This is a genomic window from Mycobacterium asiaticum (assembly GCF_001668675.1).
In the GTDB taxonomy this organism is placed as follows: domain Bacteria; phylum Actinomycetota; class Actinomycetes; order Mycobacteriales; family Mycobacteriaceae; genus Mycobacterium; species Mycobacterium asiaticum_D.
Genome location: NZ_LZKQ01000330.1, coordinates 51,104 through 65,497, shown reverse-complemented (window position 1 = coordinate 65,497; position 14,394 = coordinate 51,104). Strand labels below are relative to the sequence as shown.

17 protein-coding genes and 2 pseudogenes are annotated in these 14,394 nt (G+C 66.8%); 6 read left to right on the top strand and 13 right to left on the bottom strand.

Annotated features, from left to right (window positions below; all coding sequences use genetic code 11):
• The 3 genes and pseudogenes from A9X01_RS30250 to A9X01_RS27510 all read right to left on the bottom strand — a co-directional run.
• A pseudogene (locus A9X01_RS30250) lies at positions 1 to 107 on the bottom strand (SAM-dependent methyltransferase); the annotation flags it as partial.
• Positions 108 to 164: 57 nt separating this feature from the next.
• Entirely contained in the window at positions 165 to 794 is a 630-nt protein-coding gene (locus A9X01_RS27515) for a TetR/AcrR family transcriptional regulator (RefSeq protein ID WP_065123723.1), read from the bottom strand.
• A gap of 2 nt (positions 795 to 796) precedes the next feature.
• The gene (locus A9X01_RS27510) at positions 797 to 1,759 is read right to left on the bottom strand and encodes a pirin family protein (protein ID WP_065123722.1); all 963 of its coding nucleotides are present in this window, start codon (positions 1,757 to 1,759) and stop codon (positions 797 to 799) included.
• A gap of 88 nt (positions 1,760 to 1,847) precedes the next feature.
• Between A9X01_RS27510 and A9X01_RS27505 the strand changes: the two genes are divergently transcribed.
• A complete protein-coding gene (locus A9X01_RS27505; RefSeq protein ID WP_253849437.1) occupies positions 1,848 to 3,260 on the top strand; it encodes a chloride channel protein in 1,413 nt (470 codons plus the stop codon).
• On the opposite strand, the gene A9X01_RS27500 is transcribed toward A9X01_RS27505, so the two are convergent.
• Together A9X01_RS27500 and A9X01_RS27495 are read right to left on the bottom strand one after the other, a co-directional pair.
• Positions 3,251 to 3,826 (bottom strand): Dps family protein, encoded by a 576-nt coding sequence (locus A9X01_RS27500; RefSeq protein ID WP_301336973.1) that lies wholly within the window; start codon positions 3,824 to 3,826, stop codon positions 3,251 to 3,253. The genes A9X01_RS27505 and A9X01_RS27500 overlap by 10 nt on opposite strands.
• Positions 3,827 to 3,872: 46 nt before the next feature.
• Positions 3,873 to 4,784 carry a DNA-3-methyladenine glycosylase family protein gene (locus A9X01_RS27495; RefSeq protein WP_065123720.1) on the bottom strand — a complete coding sequence of 304 codons (912 nt, stop codon included), beginning with the start codon at positions 4,782 to 4,784 and terminating at the stop codon, positions 3,873 to 3,875.
• A gap of 146 nt (positions 4,785 to 4,930) precedes the next feature.
• Here A9X01_RS27495 and A9X01_RS27490 point away from each other — a divergent pair, with 146 nt between their 5' ends.
• Positions 4,931 to 5,278 carry a nuclear transport factor 2 family protein gene (locus A9X01_RS27490; RefSeq protein WP_155772319.1) on the top strand — a complete coding sequence of 116 codons (348 nt, stop codon included), beginning with the start codon at positions 4,931 to 4,933 and terminating at the stop codon, positions 5,276 to 5,278.
• A gap of 26 nt (positions 5,279 to 5,304) precedes the next feature.
• Here A9X01_RS27490 and A9X01_RS27485 read toward each other — a convergent pair whose 3' ends face one another.
• From A9X01_RS27485 to A9X01_RS27465, 5 genes and pseudogenes are all read right to left on the bottom strand, one after another.
• On the bottom strand, positions 5,305 to 5,679 hold the full coding sequence (locus tag A9X01_RS27485; protein WP_065123719.1) for a DUF427 domain-containing protein: 375 nt from the start codon (positions 5,677 to 5,679) through the stop codon (positions 5,305 to 5,307).
• Positions 5,680 to 5,704: 25 nt separating this feature from the next.
• Positions 5,705 to 6,106, bottom strand: a pseudogene (locus A9X01_RS27480) (class I SAM-dependent methyltransferase); the annotation flags it as partial.
• A gap of 45 nt (positions 6,107 to 6,151) precedes the next feature.
• Positions 6,152 to 6,796 (bottom strand): TetR/AcrR family transcriptional regulator, encoded by a 645-nt coding sequence (locus A9X01_RS27475; protein WP_253849435.1) that lies wholly within the window; start codon positions 6,794 to 6,796, stop codon positions 6,152 to 6,154.
• 72 nt (positions 6,797 to 6,868) lie between these two features.
• Positions 6,869 to 7,891, bottom strand: a complete 1,023-nt coding sequence (locus A9X01_RS27470) for an NAD-dependent epimerase/dehydratase family protein (protein ID WP_065123718.1) — start codon at positions 7,889 to 7,891, stop codon at positions 6,869 to 6,871.
• Positions 7,888 to 8,394 (bottom strand): nuclear transport factor 2 family protein, encoded by a 507-nt coding sequence (locus A9X01_RS27465; RefSeq protein WP_065123717.1) that lies wholly within the window; start codon positions 8,392 to 8,394, stop codon positions 7,888 to 7,890. Before A9X01_RS27465 ends, A9X01_RS27470 begins: the two co-directional genes overlap by 4 nt.
• A gap of 81 nt (positions 8,395 to 8,475) precedes the next feature.
• Here A9X01_RS27465 and msrA point away from each other — a divergent pair, with 81 nt between their 5' ends.
• Positions 8,476 to 8,991: a peptide-methionine (S)-S-oxide reductase MsrA gene (gene msrA, locus A9X01_RS27460; protein ID WP_065123716.1), complete on the top strand. Its 516-nt coding sequence runs from the start codon at positions 8,476 to 8,478 to the stop codon at positions 8,989 to 8,991.
• On the opposite strand, the gene A9X01_RS27455 is transcribed toward msrA, so the two are convergent.
• Positions 8,988 to 10,313 (bottom strand): cytochrome P450, encoded by a 1,326-nt coding sequence (locus A9X01_RS27455; protein WP_065123715.1) that lies wholly within the window; start codon positions 10,311 to 10,313, stop codon positions 8,988 to 8,990. The genes msrA and A9X01_RS27455 overlap by 4 nt on opposite strands.
• A 124-nt stretch (positions 10,314 to 10,437) precedes the next feature.
• Here A9X01_RS27455 and A9X01_RS27450 point away from each other — a divergent pair, with 124 nt between their 5' ends.
• Genes A9X01_RS27450 through A9X01_RS27440 form a run of 3 tightly spaced genes read left to right on the top strand, consistent with a single transcriptional unit; the run spans position 10,438 to position 12,316 of the window.
• Complete coding sequence (locus A9X01_RS27450) at positions 10,438 to 11,043, top strand: TetR/AcrR family transcriptional regulator (RefSeq protein ID WP_065123714.1); 606 nt, start codon at positions 10,438 to 10,440, stop codon at positions 11,041 to 11,043.
• A gap of 11 nt (positions 11,044 to 11,054) precedes the next feature.
• The gene (locus A9X01_RS27445) at positions 11,055 to 11,267 is read left to right on the top strand and encodes a TOBE domain-containing protein (RefSeq protein ID WP_065123713.1); all 213 of its coding nucleotides are present in this window, start codon (positions 11,055 to 11,057) and stop codon (positions 11,265 to 11,267) included.
• Positions 11,268 to 11,269: 2 nt separating this feature from the next.
• The gene (locus tag A9X01_RS27440; protein WP_155772317.1) at positions 11,270 to 12,316 is read left to right on the top strand and encodes a zinc-binding dehydrogenase; all 1,047 of its coding nucleotides are present in this window, start codon (positions 11,270 to 11,272) and stop codon (positions 12,314 to 12,316) included.
• On the opposite strand, the gene A9X01_RS27435 is transcribed toward A9X01_RS27440, so the two are convergent.
• On the bottom strand, positions 12,313 to 13,197 hold the full coding sequence (locus A9X01_RS27435; protein WP_065123712.1) for an alpha/beta fold hydrolase: 885 nt from the start codon (positions 13,195 to 13,197) through the stop codon (positions 12,313 to 12,315). The two genes, A9X01_RS27440 and A9X01_RS27435, sit on opposite strands and share 4 nt — an antisense overlap.
• 17 nt (positions 13,198 to 13,214) lie before the next feature.
• Positions 13,215 to 14,378, bottom strand: coding sequence for a sulfotransferase family protein (locus tag A9X01_RS27430; RefSeq protein WP_253849439.1), 1,164 nt, complete (start codon positions 14,376 to 14,378; stop codon positions 13,215 to 13,217).
• Positions 14,379 to 14,394 lie beyond the last annotated feature (16 nt).

Here is a 14,394-nt window from a genome sequence, read left to right as displayed (position 1 = left end):
TCGACCGCGCGCGATGCCGCAACCGCCAAAGCGGTGGCGCCGACGCTTTCGGTGATTTCCCAACTGTCGCCGGCAGTGCGCAGCGAGGGCGAGTCGAGATCAGTCATGACCCGCCCATGGTACCTAATAAGTTAGGCAACCTATACGGTTTGTGCGCCAGTTCACTACGGCGTCCACAGACTGCCGGCGATCAACTGCCGCAGCGTGTCGAGGATGCTCTGCACCTGTTGGTAGCTGCCGACGAACCCCGCGTAGAACCCGACACCGCACAGCATCAGCAACAACACCTCGGCCAGCGCTTCAACCTCGACGTGCGGGGCGAGTTCACCGCTTTTGACCGCGTCGTTCACCGCCCAGACGAGAAATTCCCGGGTCATCCGCACCGCGTCGTTCTCGTCGTTGCGCAGTTCCGGATGCCGCTGCGAGTCCAATACGGCGGTAGCCAAAAATGCTGCGGTGCAAGGGTTCTGGGAATCCACCTCCATCGCCACGGTGATGTAGGCGGTGATCCGGGCAATCAGAGTGGTTTCGTTGCGGGCACGCGCCATGCCGGCGCGGAGGACCAGGTCGTTGGTGCGATCGGCGACTTCGGCGTACAAGACCCGCTTGCTGGCGAAGTAGTGATTGATCGCCGGCCGGGTCAGGTCGGCGCGCATGGCGATGGCCTGGAACGTCGCGCCGTCGTAGCCGCGCTCGCTGAACACCTGACGCGCGGCACGCACAATCCGCTTACGCGTCTCATCGGCCTTGGCGGCCGGGGGACGTCCCGGTCCGCGACTTGCCACTTGCGGCATTACTAGAGTGTGCCACCGCCACGCTGCGGCATCACCGCGTTCGCCGGGATGGCGCCAAACTTGCCGGCTTCGTAGTCTTCCAGCGCCCGAATCACCTCGGCCCGCGTGTTCATCACGAACGGCCCGTAGTGGAAGACCGGCTCCCGAATCGGCCGCCCGCCCAGCAGCAGCACGTCCAGCACCGAGCGCCCGGCCGCGATGGAGATCCGGTCGCCGGGTCCCAGCACGGCCAGCTGGCCCTGCTTGATCGGGTGCCCTACCGGCCCGACGGACCCTTCGCCGGAGAGCACATACACCAGGGCGTTGAAGTCGCGGCTCCACGGAATGTTAAGGCGCGCACCACTTTCGATCGTCGCGTGTGCCATCGTGATCGGGGTGTGGGTGATGCCCGGCCCACGGTGGCCGTCGATCTCGCCGGCGATGACACGGACCAGCGCGCCGCCATCATCGGAGGAGAGCAGCTTGGTGTCGGTGCCCTCGATGGCCTGGTACCGGGGCGCGGCGAACTTGTCCCGTTTGGGTAGGTTCACCCATAACTGGATGCCGTGAAATTTGCCGCCGCGATTTACCATCTCGACGGGCGGAGTTTCGATGTGTAAGATGCCCGATCCTGCGGTCATCCATTGCGTGGCGCCGTCGGCGATCAGTCCGCCGCCACCATAGGAATCCTGGTGCGCGAACTTCCCGTCGATCATGTAGGTCACGGTTTCGAAGCCACGGTGGGGATGCCAGTCGGTTCCGCGTGGTTCGCCGGGTTCGTAGTCGACTTCCCCGAGCTGGTCCATGTGCACGAACGGGTCCAGCGCGGCGGAGCTGACGCCGGCGAACGCGCGCACGACCGGAAACCCCAGCCCCTCATAACCGCGGGGGCCGGTGGTGATCGATCGGACCGGGCGTTCGGCATCGGCCGCAGTGGCCGGACCGATCCGGGTCAGGGTGAGTGTGTCTGCGGTGATAGCTGGCATTTGACGCCTCCTCGTTCGGTTGTCCGATATAACCGGACTAAAGTCCACTTATTCCCGGCTGGTCTACCCGGCTGGCTACGATGGCCTGGTGGACGACCCGGAGCCGGATCAGGCGCCCGCTCGCAACGTGCCCTACCTGCCCAAATGGCTCGGACTGGGCATAACCATCGGCGTCATCGCCGGTCTCGGCGCGGTCCTGTTCTATCTCGCGCTGAAGTACACCGGCGAATTTCTGCTCGGTTCCCTGGCCGGCTACCGCGTGCCCACCCCGGTGGGCGAGGGCGGCGACCATGGATCCGCCGGGTTCGTCCGGGCGTGGGCCATTCCGCTGGTGACGACGGGCGGGGCGTTGCTCTCGGCACTCATCGTGGCCAAGCTCGCCCCGGAAGCGACCGGGCACGGCACCGACGAAGCCATCGAGGCGGTGCACACCGATCCGCGCGCCATTCGCGGACGGGCGGTGCTGGTGAAGCTGGTGGCCAGTGCGCTCACCATCGGGTCGGGCGGATCGGGTGGCCGGGAAGGCCCGACCGCGCATATCTCGGCCGGCTTCTGCTCGTTGCTGACCCGTCGGCTCAACCTGTCCGACGAGGACGGGCGCATCGCGGTGGCCCTGGGTATCGGCGCCGGGATCGGTGCGATCTTCGCCGCACCGCTGGGTGGGGCGGTGCTGGCGGCCTCGATCACTTACCGCGACGACTTCGACTACCGCAGCCTGCTGCCCGGCTTCATCACTTCGGGCACCGCGTACGCGGTGCTCGGCTCGTTCCTGGGCTTCGAGCCGCTGTTCGGCTACATCGACGCCGAATACCGCTTTGAGCGGGCCGGCCCGCTGCTGTGGTTCGTGGTGATCGGCGTGGTCGCGGCGGCTATCGGCTACTTGTACGCCCGGACCTTCCACGCCTCCGTCGCTCTGACGCGCCGCCTGCCGGGCGGTCCCATTGTGAAGCCGGCGGTGGGTGGGTTACTGGTCGGGTTGCTGGGCCTGGTGATTCCGCAGGTGCTCAGCAGCGGCTACGGGTGGGCGCAACTTGCCGCCGACCGCGGCACGCTGCTGTCGATCCCGCTGTGGATCATCGCGGTGCTGCCCGTCGCCAAGATCGTGGCCACCTGTCTGTCGATCGGCAGCGGCGGATCGGGCGGGTTGTTCGGGCCCGGGATCGTGATCGGCGCGTTCGTCGGCGCCGCGGTGTGGCGACTGGGCGAGCTGACGGGCCTGCCCGGGGTGCCCGAACAGCCCGGCATCTTCGTGGTGGTCGGCATGATGACCTGTTTCGGCAGCGTCGCCCGCGCCCCGCTCGCGGTCATGATCATGGTCGCCGAGATGACGGGGTCGTTCTCAGTGGTGCCAGGCGCGATCCTGGCGGTCGGGGTCGCCGCACTGCTGATGTCGCTGACCAACGTCACCATGTACGAAGCGCAGCGGCTCGACCGCCAGACCGCCCTGCAAGAGCGGGAGGCGGCCGAGCGCGCCCGAAATGCCGCCCCGGATCAGGACTGATCGCGAGCCGAGCTCGCCGCGTCCTTCTCGCTCGATGCGCCCTCGTGGGACAGGTTCCCGCCCGCGCTCTCCAGGTGGGCGCGAACGAACCACTGGTACTGCTCGAGCTGACCGGCGTGACCGATCAGCAGGTCCTGGGTGACCGGGTCGAGTTCCTCGGTCTCCTCGATGCTCTTGCGGAGATCTTCGATGACTCCGGTGTAGACCAGGTCCAACGCGGCCAGGTGGGACTGCACGCAGTCACGGCCGATCGAGTAGTCGTCCCAGGTGCGGTCGCGCACGATCGCGCCAGGGGTGCCCTCCGGTGAACCGCCCAGCGCCGCAATGCGCTCGGCAACCTCGTCGGCGTACTCGCGGACCGTTTTCACCTGTGGGTCCAGCATCTCGTGCACACCGATGAAGTTCGGGCCGACGACATTCCAGTGCACGTGCTTGAGCGTCAGATGCAGGTCGTTGTAGGTGCTCAGTTGCTTCTGCAACAGCTCGGTGAGCCGCACTCCCTGCTTATCTGTCAAGCCCGGAATTGTGAACTGCGCCATGGATTTCTCTCCTGATTTCGCCTGCACGGTTTTTGCTGTTCGCTTGGGTACCCGATGGCCCGGTCCCTAATCGCTACAGAAACCGGATGTGCTGCACCGGCAGTCGGGCGCCGCGGCGGGGCTCGTAAGCCAGTCCACTGGCTTCGAGCAACCGGACCACGCGGTGCCGGTGGGGCCGCATCGGCTCGAGCAGCTCGAGCATTCCGGCGTCGTCGACGGGCCGGCCGATCAGCGTCCAGCCGATCATTTTCGGGACGTGGTAGTCGCCGACGGACACCGCGTCGGCGTCACCGAATGCCCGCTGCGCGGTCTCCGCGGCGGTCCACACGCCGACCCCGGGCAGCGTCATCAGCGCCGCGCGGGCCTGCACCGACGGCACCGACACCAGACGTTCCAGTGACGACGCCCGGCGGGCGGCGCCCACCACCGTCTGCGCCCGCCCTGGGTCGACATTGGCCAGATGGAACTCCCACGACGGGATGTGGCGCCACGCGTCGGCCGACGGCGGCACTCGCATGCCGTTCGGCGCCGGACCGGGGGCGGGAGTCCCGTATTTGGTCACCAGCACCCGCCAGGACCGAAAGGCGTCCGCACCGGGCACCCGCTGCTCGATGATCGCCGGGATCAGCGCTTCCAGCACCCGGCCCGTCCGGCCCAACCGCAGGTGCGGCACCCGCTGCTGCGCGGCGGCGACGGTCGGATGGTGCGGGACGAAGTCCGAATTGTCGTCGTCGGCGCCCAGCAGCGCGGGCAGCGCCTCGACAAACTCGGCCGCCCCGTCACCCCATGCCGAGCAGTGCACTTCGGCGACGCCCGCACGACTGATCCGCGCCGTGACCGGGCCGCTGGAGAGCAGGCTGGTCCGCCAGATCGTGCCGTCGCCGGCGGCCCGGAAGCACGGGTCCCGGGGTCCTCGCCGCAGCGGCGCCAACGTATGCCCGAAGCTGACCGCGCCGGGGAACGTGACGGTTCGCGCGATGGTCAACCCGGTTCTTCTCCTATCCGATAGCCGAACGGTTGTCCGTTTCGCGGCGTCATCGATTGACCCTCAACTATGTCGCAAGTCAGGATGACGTTTGTGATGACGCCGTGACGACGCCATTTGACGACCCGCAGGCCGAACTCGCATGGATGTTCCTGCAGAACCTGTGCCAGGGCGGAGACTTGGAAGAAGGCTTCGCGCTGCTGGCCGACGATTTCACCTACTGGAGCATCGTCACTCGTAGAACTCTGGACAAGGAAACGATGCGCCGCGCCAACGAGCGGCGCATGCAGGTCTTCGATGTCAGCCACATCGACCTCCTCCGCTGCGTCAACGAGGGCGAGACGGTGGTGATCGAGGGGCAGACCGAAGGCGTCACCGGCGACGGCACCAAGTACGAGAGCCCGTTCGTCTGCATCTTCGAGACCCGCGACGGCATGATCACCTCGCTGCGGGAATACAGCGACACCCAGTCGTTCGCGCGGATGTTCTCCTAGTCGAGTTTCAGGCGCGTGCGAGGCACCTAACCGACGGTGATCTCGGCCTTGTTCGGGTAGAAGGCGACGTGCCCGGCGATCGCGGCTACCGCGGGATAGGGCTGTTCGTAGGTCCAGATCGCATCGGTGACCGTGTCGCCGGCAGTGGTGGTCACGCTGTAGTAGCTGGCTTCGCCCTTGAACGGGCAGTAGCTGCTGGTGTCGGTGCGCGTCAGCCGCTCCTGCACCACATCTACGAGCGGAATGTATTGCACCACAGGCAAACTCGCCTCCCGCAACGCCAGCGCAGCGGTGGTGTCGGCGATCAGTTCGCCGTTGATGCGCACCTGCACCCGGCTCGGGGTGGGTTCGATGGTGATGGGGTGCCCGGCACTGGGCTCTTTGATTTCGGGATGGCTCATGGTTATCTGCAACACCTCTCGTCGGTCAGCATTCCCGCCCGAACGCGTAGCGGTGATACTGCGCCATGTTCCGCAGCGCCGGTACCGCGGACATGGCGCGCCCCAGTAGGCGCATCGGGGCCGACACCAGTGCGAAGGTGTCGCTGTCGAACACCGACTGCCACAGCAGCAGTCGCAAGCCCGGCGCGGCCGCCAGGATGTCGGCGGGCGTGTCGATCCCCCAGTGCAGGGTCGAGCCGGAACGGCGGACGACGGAATTGATGACCTGCGTCCTGATCCCGAACGTGTTGAACGCGTCGAACTGCAGTTCACCCGACCCGAACCGGTCGACGACGCGACGCAGCAACGTCAATCCGTCGTCCTTGGTCAGGTACATCGTCAGTCCCTCGCCGACGAAGAGAGCAGGACGGTCGCAAGCATGGTCTGCGGCAGACCGTTGAGGTCGACGTGAACCCGGTCCACGGGCGCCAACTTAGGCCCGCAGACCGGCCAGGATCATCTCCGCGAAGGTGTCGCCGATTTCGGTCAGCGTGTTGCGCCCGCCCGGGACGTACCAACGATGAATCCAGTTGTGCATGCCCAGGATGCCGAGCATGACCAGGCGCGGGTCCAGATCGGCGCGGAACACGCCGGACCTGATGCCTTCGGTGACGATGGCGGCCAGTGTCTTGCCATAGGCATCGGCGTTGGCGACGATGTCTCGTGCCTCGAAGGTGGCTGCCAGGTGCTGACTTTCACTGAACAGCAAGAAGAGCTCCGGGTGCTCGGTGAGCCCCTCGACGAAGGCGCGCAGGGCATAGCGAAGCTTCTCGTCGGCCGTCAGATTCGACGCGAGGGCCGCACGGCAGCGCCGCGTCATCTGGTAAGCGGGTTGTTCGATCAACGCGACGAACAACTCCTCCTTGGACCGGACGTAGGAGCACAGCGAGGCACGGTCGATGCCCACTTCGATGGCGACGTCCTCCAGCCGGGCCCGCGCGAACCCTTCCCGACGGAACAATTCGATGGCGACTTTTCGGATCAGCTGCCACCGTTCGTCGTCGGCACGGCGCGCATTGTCGCTTTGCTCGCTTGCGACTGGAATCTCCGTCCCCCCTACGCCGTCGGCACGGGACAATTTATCAAGACGAACTCGCGATTCGCTGGCGTTCGGTTCAGATCCCGCACGAAGTGGCGTGTTTCGACTCGGCTAGCCCGAGCGGCTCTTGCCCTTGCGCATATCCGCCCAGAAGCGCGCCGCTTCGCGAATCGATTCCTCCACCGGGCGCGGCTGCCAACCCAACTCGCGAACCGCCTTGCCGTGGTCGACATCGGCTTCGGCACGCATCATCCGCACCGAGTCGAGGCTCAGTTCGGCGTCCTTGCCGGTGAGCCGGGCCCGCAGGCTGCCCAGCGCGCCGAGGGCGTAGAGCACCGGCACCGGAATCGACCGTTGCGGCGGCGGCACGCCCGCCTCGTCGGCGGCGATGCGGACCACCTCGCTCAGGGGGATCATCCGTTCGGAGATCAGGTACTTCTCGCCGTTGCGGCCCCGCTCGGCGGCCAGGATCATCGCCCGGGCTGCGTCGTCGACACCTACGACTTCCAGCTGAATGTCCTTCATCAGGAAGGGCAGTTTGCCGAAGACGGCGCCCGCGATGAATGCGCCGTGTGGAGTGCGGCCCCAGTCGCCGGCGCCGTAGGTCGTCGAGACGCACATCGCGACGGCGGGCAGGCCATGGTCGGCGACGTAGCGCAACACCAGATCCTCGGCTCGCACCCGCGATCGAACATAGGGAGTGACCTTGCGGTCCGGGCCTATTCGGTCGGATTCGGTGGCCACGTGGCCGTGCCGACGGTCCACCGTGGCGTAGGTGCTGGTGAAGACGAATCGGCGCAGACCGGCCGCGACCGGTTCTTCAACAGCCACGTCCAGCACGTTGCGCAGGCCCTCGACGTTGGTGCGGAACAGCGGCGTGGGGTCGCTCAGCCATGCGCGGGTGTCCACGACGCAGTAGTAGACGTCGTCGCAGCCGGCCATCGCCTCCCGCACCGTGTCGGTGTCGAAAACATCGCCGTGAAAGCGGGTGACGTCCAGGTCGTCGATCGAGCGGGTATTCGCCGACGGGCGCACCATGACGCGCACCTGGTTGCCGTCCTCGACGAGCAGGCGGGTCACATGCGATCCCAGGAAGCCGTTGGCGCCGATCACCAGTTTCGGTGTGGCGCTCACGAATTGCCACCGTACTGCTTCAGAAATTGCGCGGCGTCATCATCCAGATTGCCGTGTTCCTGCGCGATGTGGCACCACTTCAGCGCGGCCTGCACGAAGCGCAGCGGGTTGTAGATGTCTTCCTGCCGGCGCCACAGCCCGTCACCCGCGTAGGTGATGATCGAGATGTTGGTCGCGGTGATCACGCTGCCGTCGCCCGGGTCGCGCATCGGATTGTCCAGTTCCATGATGATGCGCCCGGTGGGTTCGTCGATGACCGACCACAGCGAGGGGAACTCCACCATGTGGCTGCCCGGGAACGACGTCATCGTGCGCTGGATCCAGGTCCGTACTTCCTCGCGGCCGTGCATGGTGCCCGCCGCATGCTCGATGTAGAGCACGTCGGGTGTGTAGTGCTGCACCCAGGCGTCCCAGTCGTGTGTTTCGGCGGCTTGCGCGACCGTTTCCTCGAATTTTCCGAAGGCGGACGCCAGTTCGGCGCGTGGGAACTTCGAGCCGCTCACGAGCCGTTACACCTCACGGGCGGAGTGTAGCCTGGGGCTGCTCAGAGTCCACCAGAACCCGGGCCAGGTGAGGAGACAGCAATGACGAGCACACAGAAGGCCATCTTGGCCGGTGGCTGCTTCTGGGGTGTGCAGGACCTGATTCGCAAGCAACCCGGGGTGATCTCCACGCGCGTGGGCTACACCGGCGGCGAGGTCCCGAACGCCACCTATCGCAATCACGGCAACCACGCCGAGGCCGTCGAGATCGTCTTCGACCCGTCGGTGACCGACTACCGGACCATCCTGGAGTTCTTCTTCCAGATCCACGACCCGAGCACAAAGAACAGGCAGGGCAACGACCGAGGCCCCAGCTACCGGTCGGCCATCTTCTACCTGGACGACGAGCAGAAGCGGGTGGCGCTGGACACCATCGCCGACGTCGACGCCTCCGGCCTGTGGCCCGGCAAGGTAGTGACCGAGGTGAGCCCGGCCGGGGACTTCTGGGAAGCCGAACCCGAGCATCAGGATTACCTGCAGCGCTATCCCAACGGGTACACCTGCCACTTCGTGCGGCCGGGCTGGAAGTTGCCGCGCCGCGCCGAGGCGAACCGCTAGCGCCGGCGCACCACGATGCGCCCGCCGTCTTTGGGCGTGTAGGCGACACCGCGGGAGTGCCGGCGCTCGCCGGGCGCGGTTGTCGGCCCAATGGTGAACTCGCGCAACACCGTACGTAACACCACGTCCATCTCCATGTTGGCGAACGCGGCACCCACGCACCGGCGGGTGCCGCCGCCGAACGGGATCCACGCGAACGCCGACGGCTTGCCCCCGAGGTAACGCTGCGGGTCGAAGCGCTCAGGATCGGCGAACACTTCCGGGTTCTCGTGGATCTGCCCGATGTTGACGATGATCGAGTCGCCGCGCGGAATGACCCACTCGCCCAGCTGATAGGTCTCGGGGTACACGTGCCGGCCCGCCAAGTCGATCACGGTGCGCGCCCGCTGCACTTCCAGGATGGTCGCCTGCCGCAGTTCGCTGCCGCCGCTGTCGGCCTCGTCGAACAGGCCGGCCAGTATCTCCGGGTGGCGGGCGATCCGTTCGAATGCCCAGGCGAGCGTGGACGCCGTGGTCTCGTGGCCGGCCGCCAGCAGCGCGAGCAACTCGTCGCCAATGTCCTTGCGGGACATGACCGAACCGTCTTCATAGCGACTGCGCAGCATCAGGGCCAGCACGTCGTTGCGGTCGGCGAAGTCGGGATCCGAGCGCTCCAGGTCGATCAGGCGGTCGATGACCCGGTCATAGTTCCGCCGGAATTCAGCCAGCCTGCCCCACGGGCTGTACCGGCCGTACGTCCGTTTGGGCATCGGGACGGCGGCCAGGCGCGAGCCCAGCGTGACCCACGGCGGGATGATGCGGCGCAGTTCGTCGAGTTCGGCGCCATCGGCACCGAAAACGGCACGCAGGATGGCGTTGAGGGTGATGTGCATCATCGAGGGCAGCGTCGGAAATAGTTGTCCCTCCGGCCAATTCGCCGTCTCGCGCAGGGTTTCTTCCTCGATGATGGCTTCGTAGTTCTTCATGCTCTTGCCGTGGAACGGCGGTGCCAGCAACCGCCGCCGCCGGCGGTGATCGTCACCCTCGAGGCCGAAAACCGAACCCGAGCCGAACATCCGGCTCAGGTTTGGCTGAATGTTGCCCAGCGCGTCCGGGCTGGTGGTGAAGACCTGCTTGGCCAGTTGCGGCTCACCGATCACCACCAGCCGGCCGTACATCGGGATGTGCACCGTGAAGACGGTCCCGTAACGGTCGGCCAGCCGCCGCATCATCTGCCGGCGGAACATCGAGAAACCCAAGCCCTGCAACAACTTCGGCACCCGCGCTGCGGGGGGCAGGTGGACCGCTGACAGCGGTGGCGCGTCGGTGATGGCGTAGCTCATGGAGGTGCAACTCCCAACGTCGACCCCCAACACGGGGGTCGGTACTGCGGTGTACCAATGCTTTCCCAGTACGGTACTCTGTGGTACCACGGGCTGACAAGCATTTGGCCGAAAGGAGCCGGTCGTGACGGCAGTGGCGGGCGAGACGGTTCTGGCCGAGCCCGATCCGTTCCGGCGTCGCCTGCTGGACGGCCTGGACGCCTCGATCTGCGAGCGCGGATACCGCGCGACCACGGTCGCCGACATCGTCCGCCACGCACGGACATCCAAGCGCACCTTCTACGACCGCTTCGCCAGCAAGGAGGAGTGCTTCCTGGAGTTGTTGCGGCTCGAGATCGACATCATGGCCGCCGACATCCGCGACGCGGTCGACCCCGAGGCCGACTGGCAGGTCCAGATCCGCCAAGCGGTCGAAGGCTACGTCGGCAGTATCGAGTCGCGGCCGGCGATCGCCCTGAGCTGGATTCGTGAGCTGCCCTACCTGGGCGATGTCGCCCGGCCCGTCCAGCGCCAGGGCCTGGACCTGCTGACCAGCCTGCTGATCGACCTGAGCGGCAGCCCGGGGTTCCGCCGGGTCAACCTGCCGCCGCTGAGCGTCCCGTTGGCGGTGATCCTGTTGGGCGGTCTGCGGGAACTCGTCGCGCTGGCGGTCGAGGACGGTAGGTCCACCCGCGACATCGTCGAACCTGCGGTGGACGCTGCCATCGCATTGCTCGGACCGCGGGCCTAGGCTCGGTTGCCATGCGCCTGTCTACGCGAAACCAGCTCAAGGGGACCATCACCGAAATCGATCTCGGCAGCGTGATGGCGATCGTCAAGATCCGCCTCGACGGCGGCGACCAGACCGTCACCTCCTCGATCACCAAGGACGCCGTGACCGATCTCGGTCTGCAGGTCGGGCAGCCGGCCACGGTGTTCATCAAGTCCACCGAAGTCACCATCGGCGTCGAATAACCGTGGCACCGACCATGCGGGCCGAGCGCTTCTATGCCGACACCAAAAAGGTTGTGCTGGAAGATGTTCCGATCCCAGAGCCGGGCCCCGGCGAAGTGCTGGTCAAGGTGGCGTTCTGCGGGATCTGCCATTCGGACCTGAGTCTGATCAACGGCACCTTCCCGGCCCAGACACCGGTGGTGACCCAGGGCCACGAGGCCGCGGGCACCGTCGCCAAGCTCGGCCCCGACGTGACCGACTGGGCCGAGGGCGACCGGGTGGTGGTGGCCGCCGGCCGCCCCTGTCAGCGTTGCCCGAACTGCCGGCGCGGCGATGCGTCGAATTGCCTGCGCATCCAACTGATGGCGTTCGCCTACGACGGCGCCTGGGCCGAATACACCCTCGCCCAGGCGCAGGGCCTGACCCGGGTGCCGGACAACGTGCCGCTGGAGCAGGCCGCGATCCTGGCCGACGCGGTGTCCACTCCGTTCGGCGCCGTCGTGCGCACCGGCAAGGTGGCGGTCGGGGAATCGGTCGGGGTCTGGGGCGTCGGCGGTGTCGGCACCCATATCGTGCAACTGGCGCGCCTGGTGGGTGCGGTGCCGGTGATCGCGCTCGACATCAACCCCGCGGTGCTGGACCGGGCGCTCGAGATCGGCGCGGACTATGCGTTCGACACCCGCGACGAGGCGCCACAGGACAAGATCGCCGAGGTCACCGGCGGCCGGAAACTGGACGTAGCGTTCGATGCCGTCGGCCTGAAGGTGACCTTCGAGCAGGCGCTGGATTCCCTGACCTCCGGTGGGCGGTTGGTCGGGGTGGGTATGAGCGCGGAGTCACCGACGGTGGGACCCACCGCGATGTTCGGGCTGAGCCGCAAGCAGGCGCTGGGCCACCTCGGCTATCAGAACGTCGACATCGAAACCTTGGCGAAGCTGGTTTCTGCTGGGCGCCTTGACCTTTCGCGCTCGATCAGTGAGATCATCGCACTGGAAGACATCCACGCCGGCATCGAGAAGCTGGAGCGTCAGGAAGGCAACCCCATTCGGATCCTGGTCCAGCCCGGTTAGAGGCGCAGGAACGCCCGCAGCCGGTCGAGCACCAGATCGGGTCGCTGCCACACGATCCAGTGCCCGACGCCCGGAACCAGCTCGACCTCGAAATCGGTGATGTGGTCGGCGTAGGAATCGCTCAGGTCCGGCGTGATCACCGGGTCCTCGGTGCCGGTCAGCCAGCGCACCGGCACCTCGACCCGCACGTCGTCGTACTCGCCGCGCATCCAGCTCAGCATCTCTTTGGTCTGGAAGGACCGGTACCACCGGGAACCGGCCTCGGCGTGGCCCGGCTCGCGCATCCGGTCGATGTAGAGCCGGATGGCGTCGTCGGGCAGGTTGAACCCGCCACCGACCCAGTTCCCCAGGGCGCGAGCGAAGCGCGCCTTGGGGTCGCGAAGCAGGCGGGGACCGACGACCGGTAGCGATACCGGGATCTGGTACCAGAGCCGCCAGATGTTGCGGACCGCCGCGAGGTCGCGCTTCACCCACGGCGCCACGGTGTTCATCCCGAAGAACCCGGTCACTTTTTCGGGATGACGCAACATCAGGATGAAGGCCACCGGGCCACCCCAGTCGTGCGCGGCCAACCGCACCTGCGCGACGCCCAGCCTGTCCAGCACGGCCGCGAGGTCGTCGGCCATCTCGGCCTTGGTGTAGCTCGAGCGCGGCGCCGAACTCCAGCCCGCGCCCCGCAGGTCCGGGCAGAGCACACGGTAGCCGTCGGCGGCCAGCGGGCCGATCAGCTCGTGCCACTCCCACCAGTTTTCCGGGAAGCCGTGCACCAGCATCACCGCCGGCCCTCCGGCCGGTCCGGCGTCGGCGACGTGGATTGTGACACCCCCGCCCACATCGACAAACCGGTGTTCGACGCCTTCGAGCGTGGGCAGAGTACTCATGAGTTGAGAACGTAGTCCTAGCGCAGGAATCGCTCGACATAGGGCGCGAAGCGATCCCGTAGATCGGCTTCGTCCAGTCCGAACATCTCGAAGGACGTTTCGACACTGCCGAGTCGGCCACGGCGATGGCCCGCGAGGTAGTCGGCGAGCGCGCCCCGGGCCGCCTCCGTGAACGGCTCGCCCGCCAGGGCATAGATCCGTTCGGCCGCGCCGAGCTCGTCGGCCATGAAGTCGTCGAAGCGAACGTCGATCGAGCGATCCGGGCCGATGGTGTCCCGGTCGCGAACGAGGGCATTGAGCATCTGCTCGAGGCGGTCGATCCAGTACCCGGCGATCTGCCGCACCGGCACGGGCGACCGGTGCATGCGCGCGGAGTACGTGATCATCGCGACCATCGACAGCGCGACGGGCACCGGATCGCGGTGGGTGAACACGACGATGCCGTCGCCGAAAACGCGATCGAGGACCGGCACCTGCTCGAGGTGCTGGGGCGATTTGAGCAACCAGCGCTCGCCGCCGCGGAGAAACTGCATGGCCTTCAGTTGGGTCGCCAGGTATTCGTAGTGCGGCGTCTGATCGTGGGCCTGGTAGTAGTCGCGCCAGCGCGGGACGTGGGCGAGCGTCTCGAACAGCATGGTGGAGAAGTCGTTGGCCAGCAGTTGAATCTCTTCATGCACGTGCTCGGTGGTCATCTCGTGCATGAGCGCGAAATGTGGCATCACCAGGTTGATCACGCTGACCGCCATATCCATCCGGCTCCGTCGCGGATCCGGCTCCTGACCGGCCTCGGCCGGCAGCGGGAAGGGCTCGTTGCTCTCCCAGTACGGCATGGTGCGGAACGTCGGCGGCGCCGCCAGCAGGTTGTGCAGATGGGTGGTGCCGGTGCGGGGCAGGCCCGCGATGACGACCGGCGAGCGCAGCACGATGTCGTTGATCTCGGGATGCCGGCTCAACAGGTCGGTCAGCAGCAGGCGGTTCTTGAGCAACTGCAGCAGTTGGCCGTAGAAATTGACCACGCCGGCCCCGTGCACGCCGTCGATCTCCCGCAGCGCCGCCAGGTAGACATCGAGCCGTTCCCGGTAGTCCGCCGGACCGAAATCGTGCAGGCCGGTGTCGGCACTGGCCCGGGCATGCAATGCCTCGGCGTCCAGCGGGCAGTCCGCGGCCAGCCCGGTCATCATGTCCAGGATCGGCTGC

What these genes read in the sequence shown, in the direction of transcription:
- A9X01_RS27515 (WP_065123723.1), bottom strand. Translation starts at nt 794, where the DNA reads ATGCCGCAAGTGGCAAGTCGCGGACCGGGACGTCCCCCGGCCGCCAAG.
- A9X01_RS27510 (WP_065123722.1), bottom strand. Translation starts at nt 1,759, where the DNA reads ATGCCAGCTATCACCGCAGACACACTCACCCTGACCCGGATCGGTCCG.
- A9X01_RS27490 (WP_155772319.1), top strand. Translation starts at nt 4,931, where the DNA reads ATGTTCCTGCAGAACCTGTGCCAGGGCGGAGACTTGGAAGAAGGCTTC.
- A9X01_RS27485 (WP_065123719.1), bottom strand. Translation starts at nt 5,679, where the DNA reads ATGAGCCATCCCGAAATCAAAGAGCCCAGTGCCGGGCACCCCATCACC.
- msrA (WP_065123716.1), top strand. Translation starts at nt 8,476, where the DNA reads ATGACGAGCACACAGAAGGCCATCTTGGCCGGTGGCTGCTTCTGGGGT.
- A9X01_RS27455 (WP_065123715.1), bottom strand. Translation starts at nt 10,313, where the DNA reads ATGAGCTACGCCATCACCGACGCGCCACCGCTGTCAGCGGTCCACCTG.
- A9X01_RS27445 (WP_065123713.1), top strand. Translation starts at nt 11,055, where the DNA reads ATGCGCCTGTCTACGCGAAACCAGCTCAAGGGGACCATCACCGAAATC.
- A9X01_RS27435 (WP_065123712.1), bottom strand. Translation starts at nt 13,197, where the DNA reads ATGAGTACTCTGCCCACGCTCGAAGGCGTCGAACACCGGTTTGTCGAT.
- A9X01_RS27430 (WP_253849439.1), bottom strand. Translation starts at nt 14,378, where the DNA reads ATGATGACCGGGCTGGCCGCGGACTGCCCGCTGGACGCCGAGGCATTG.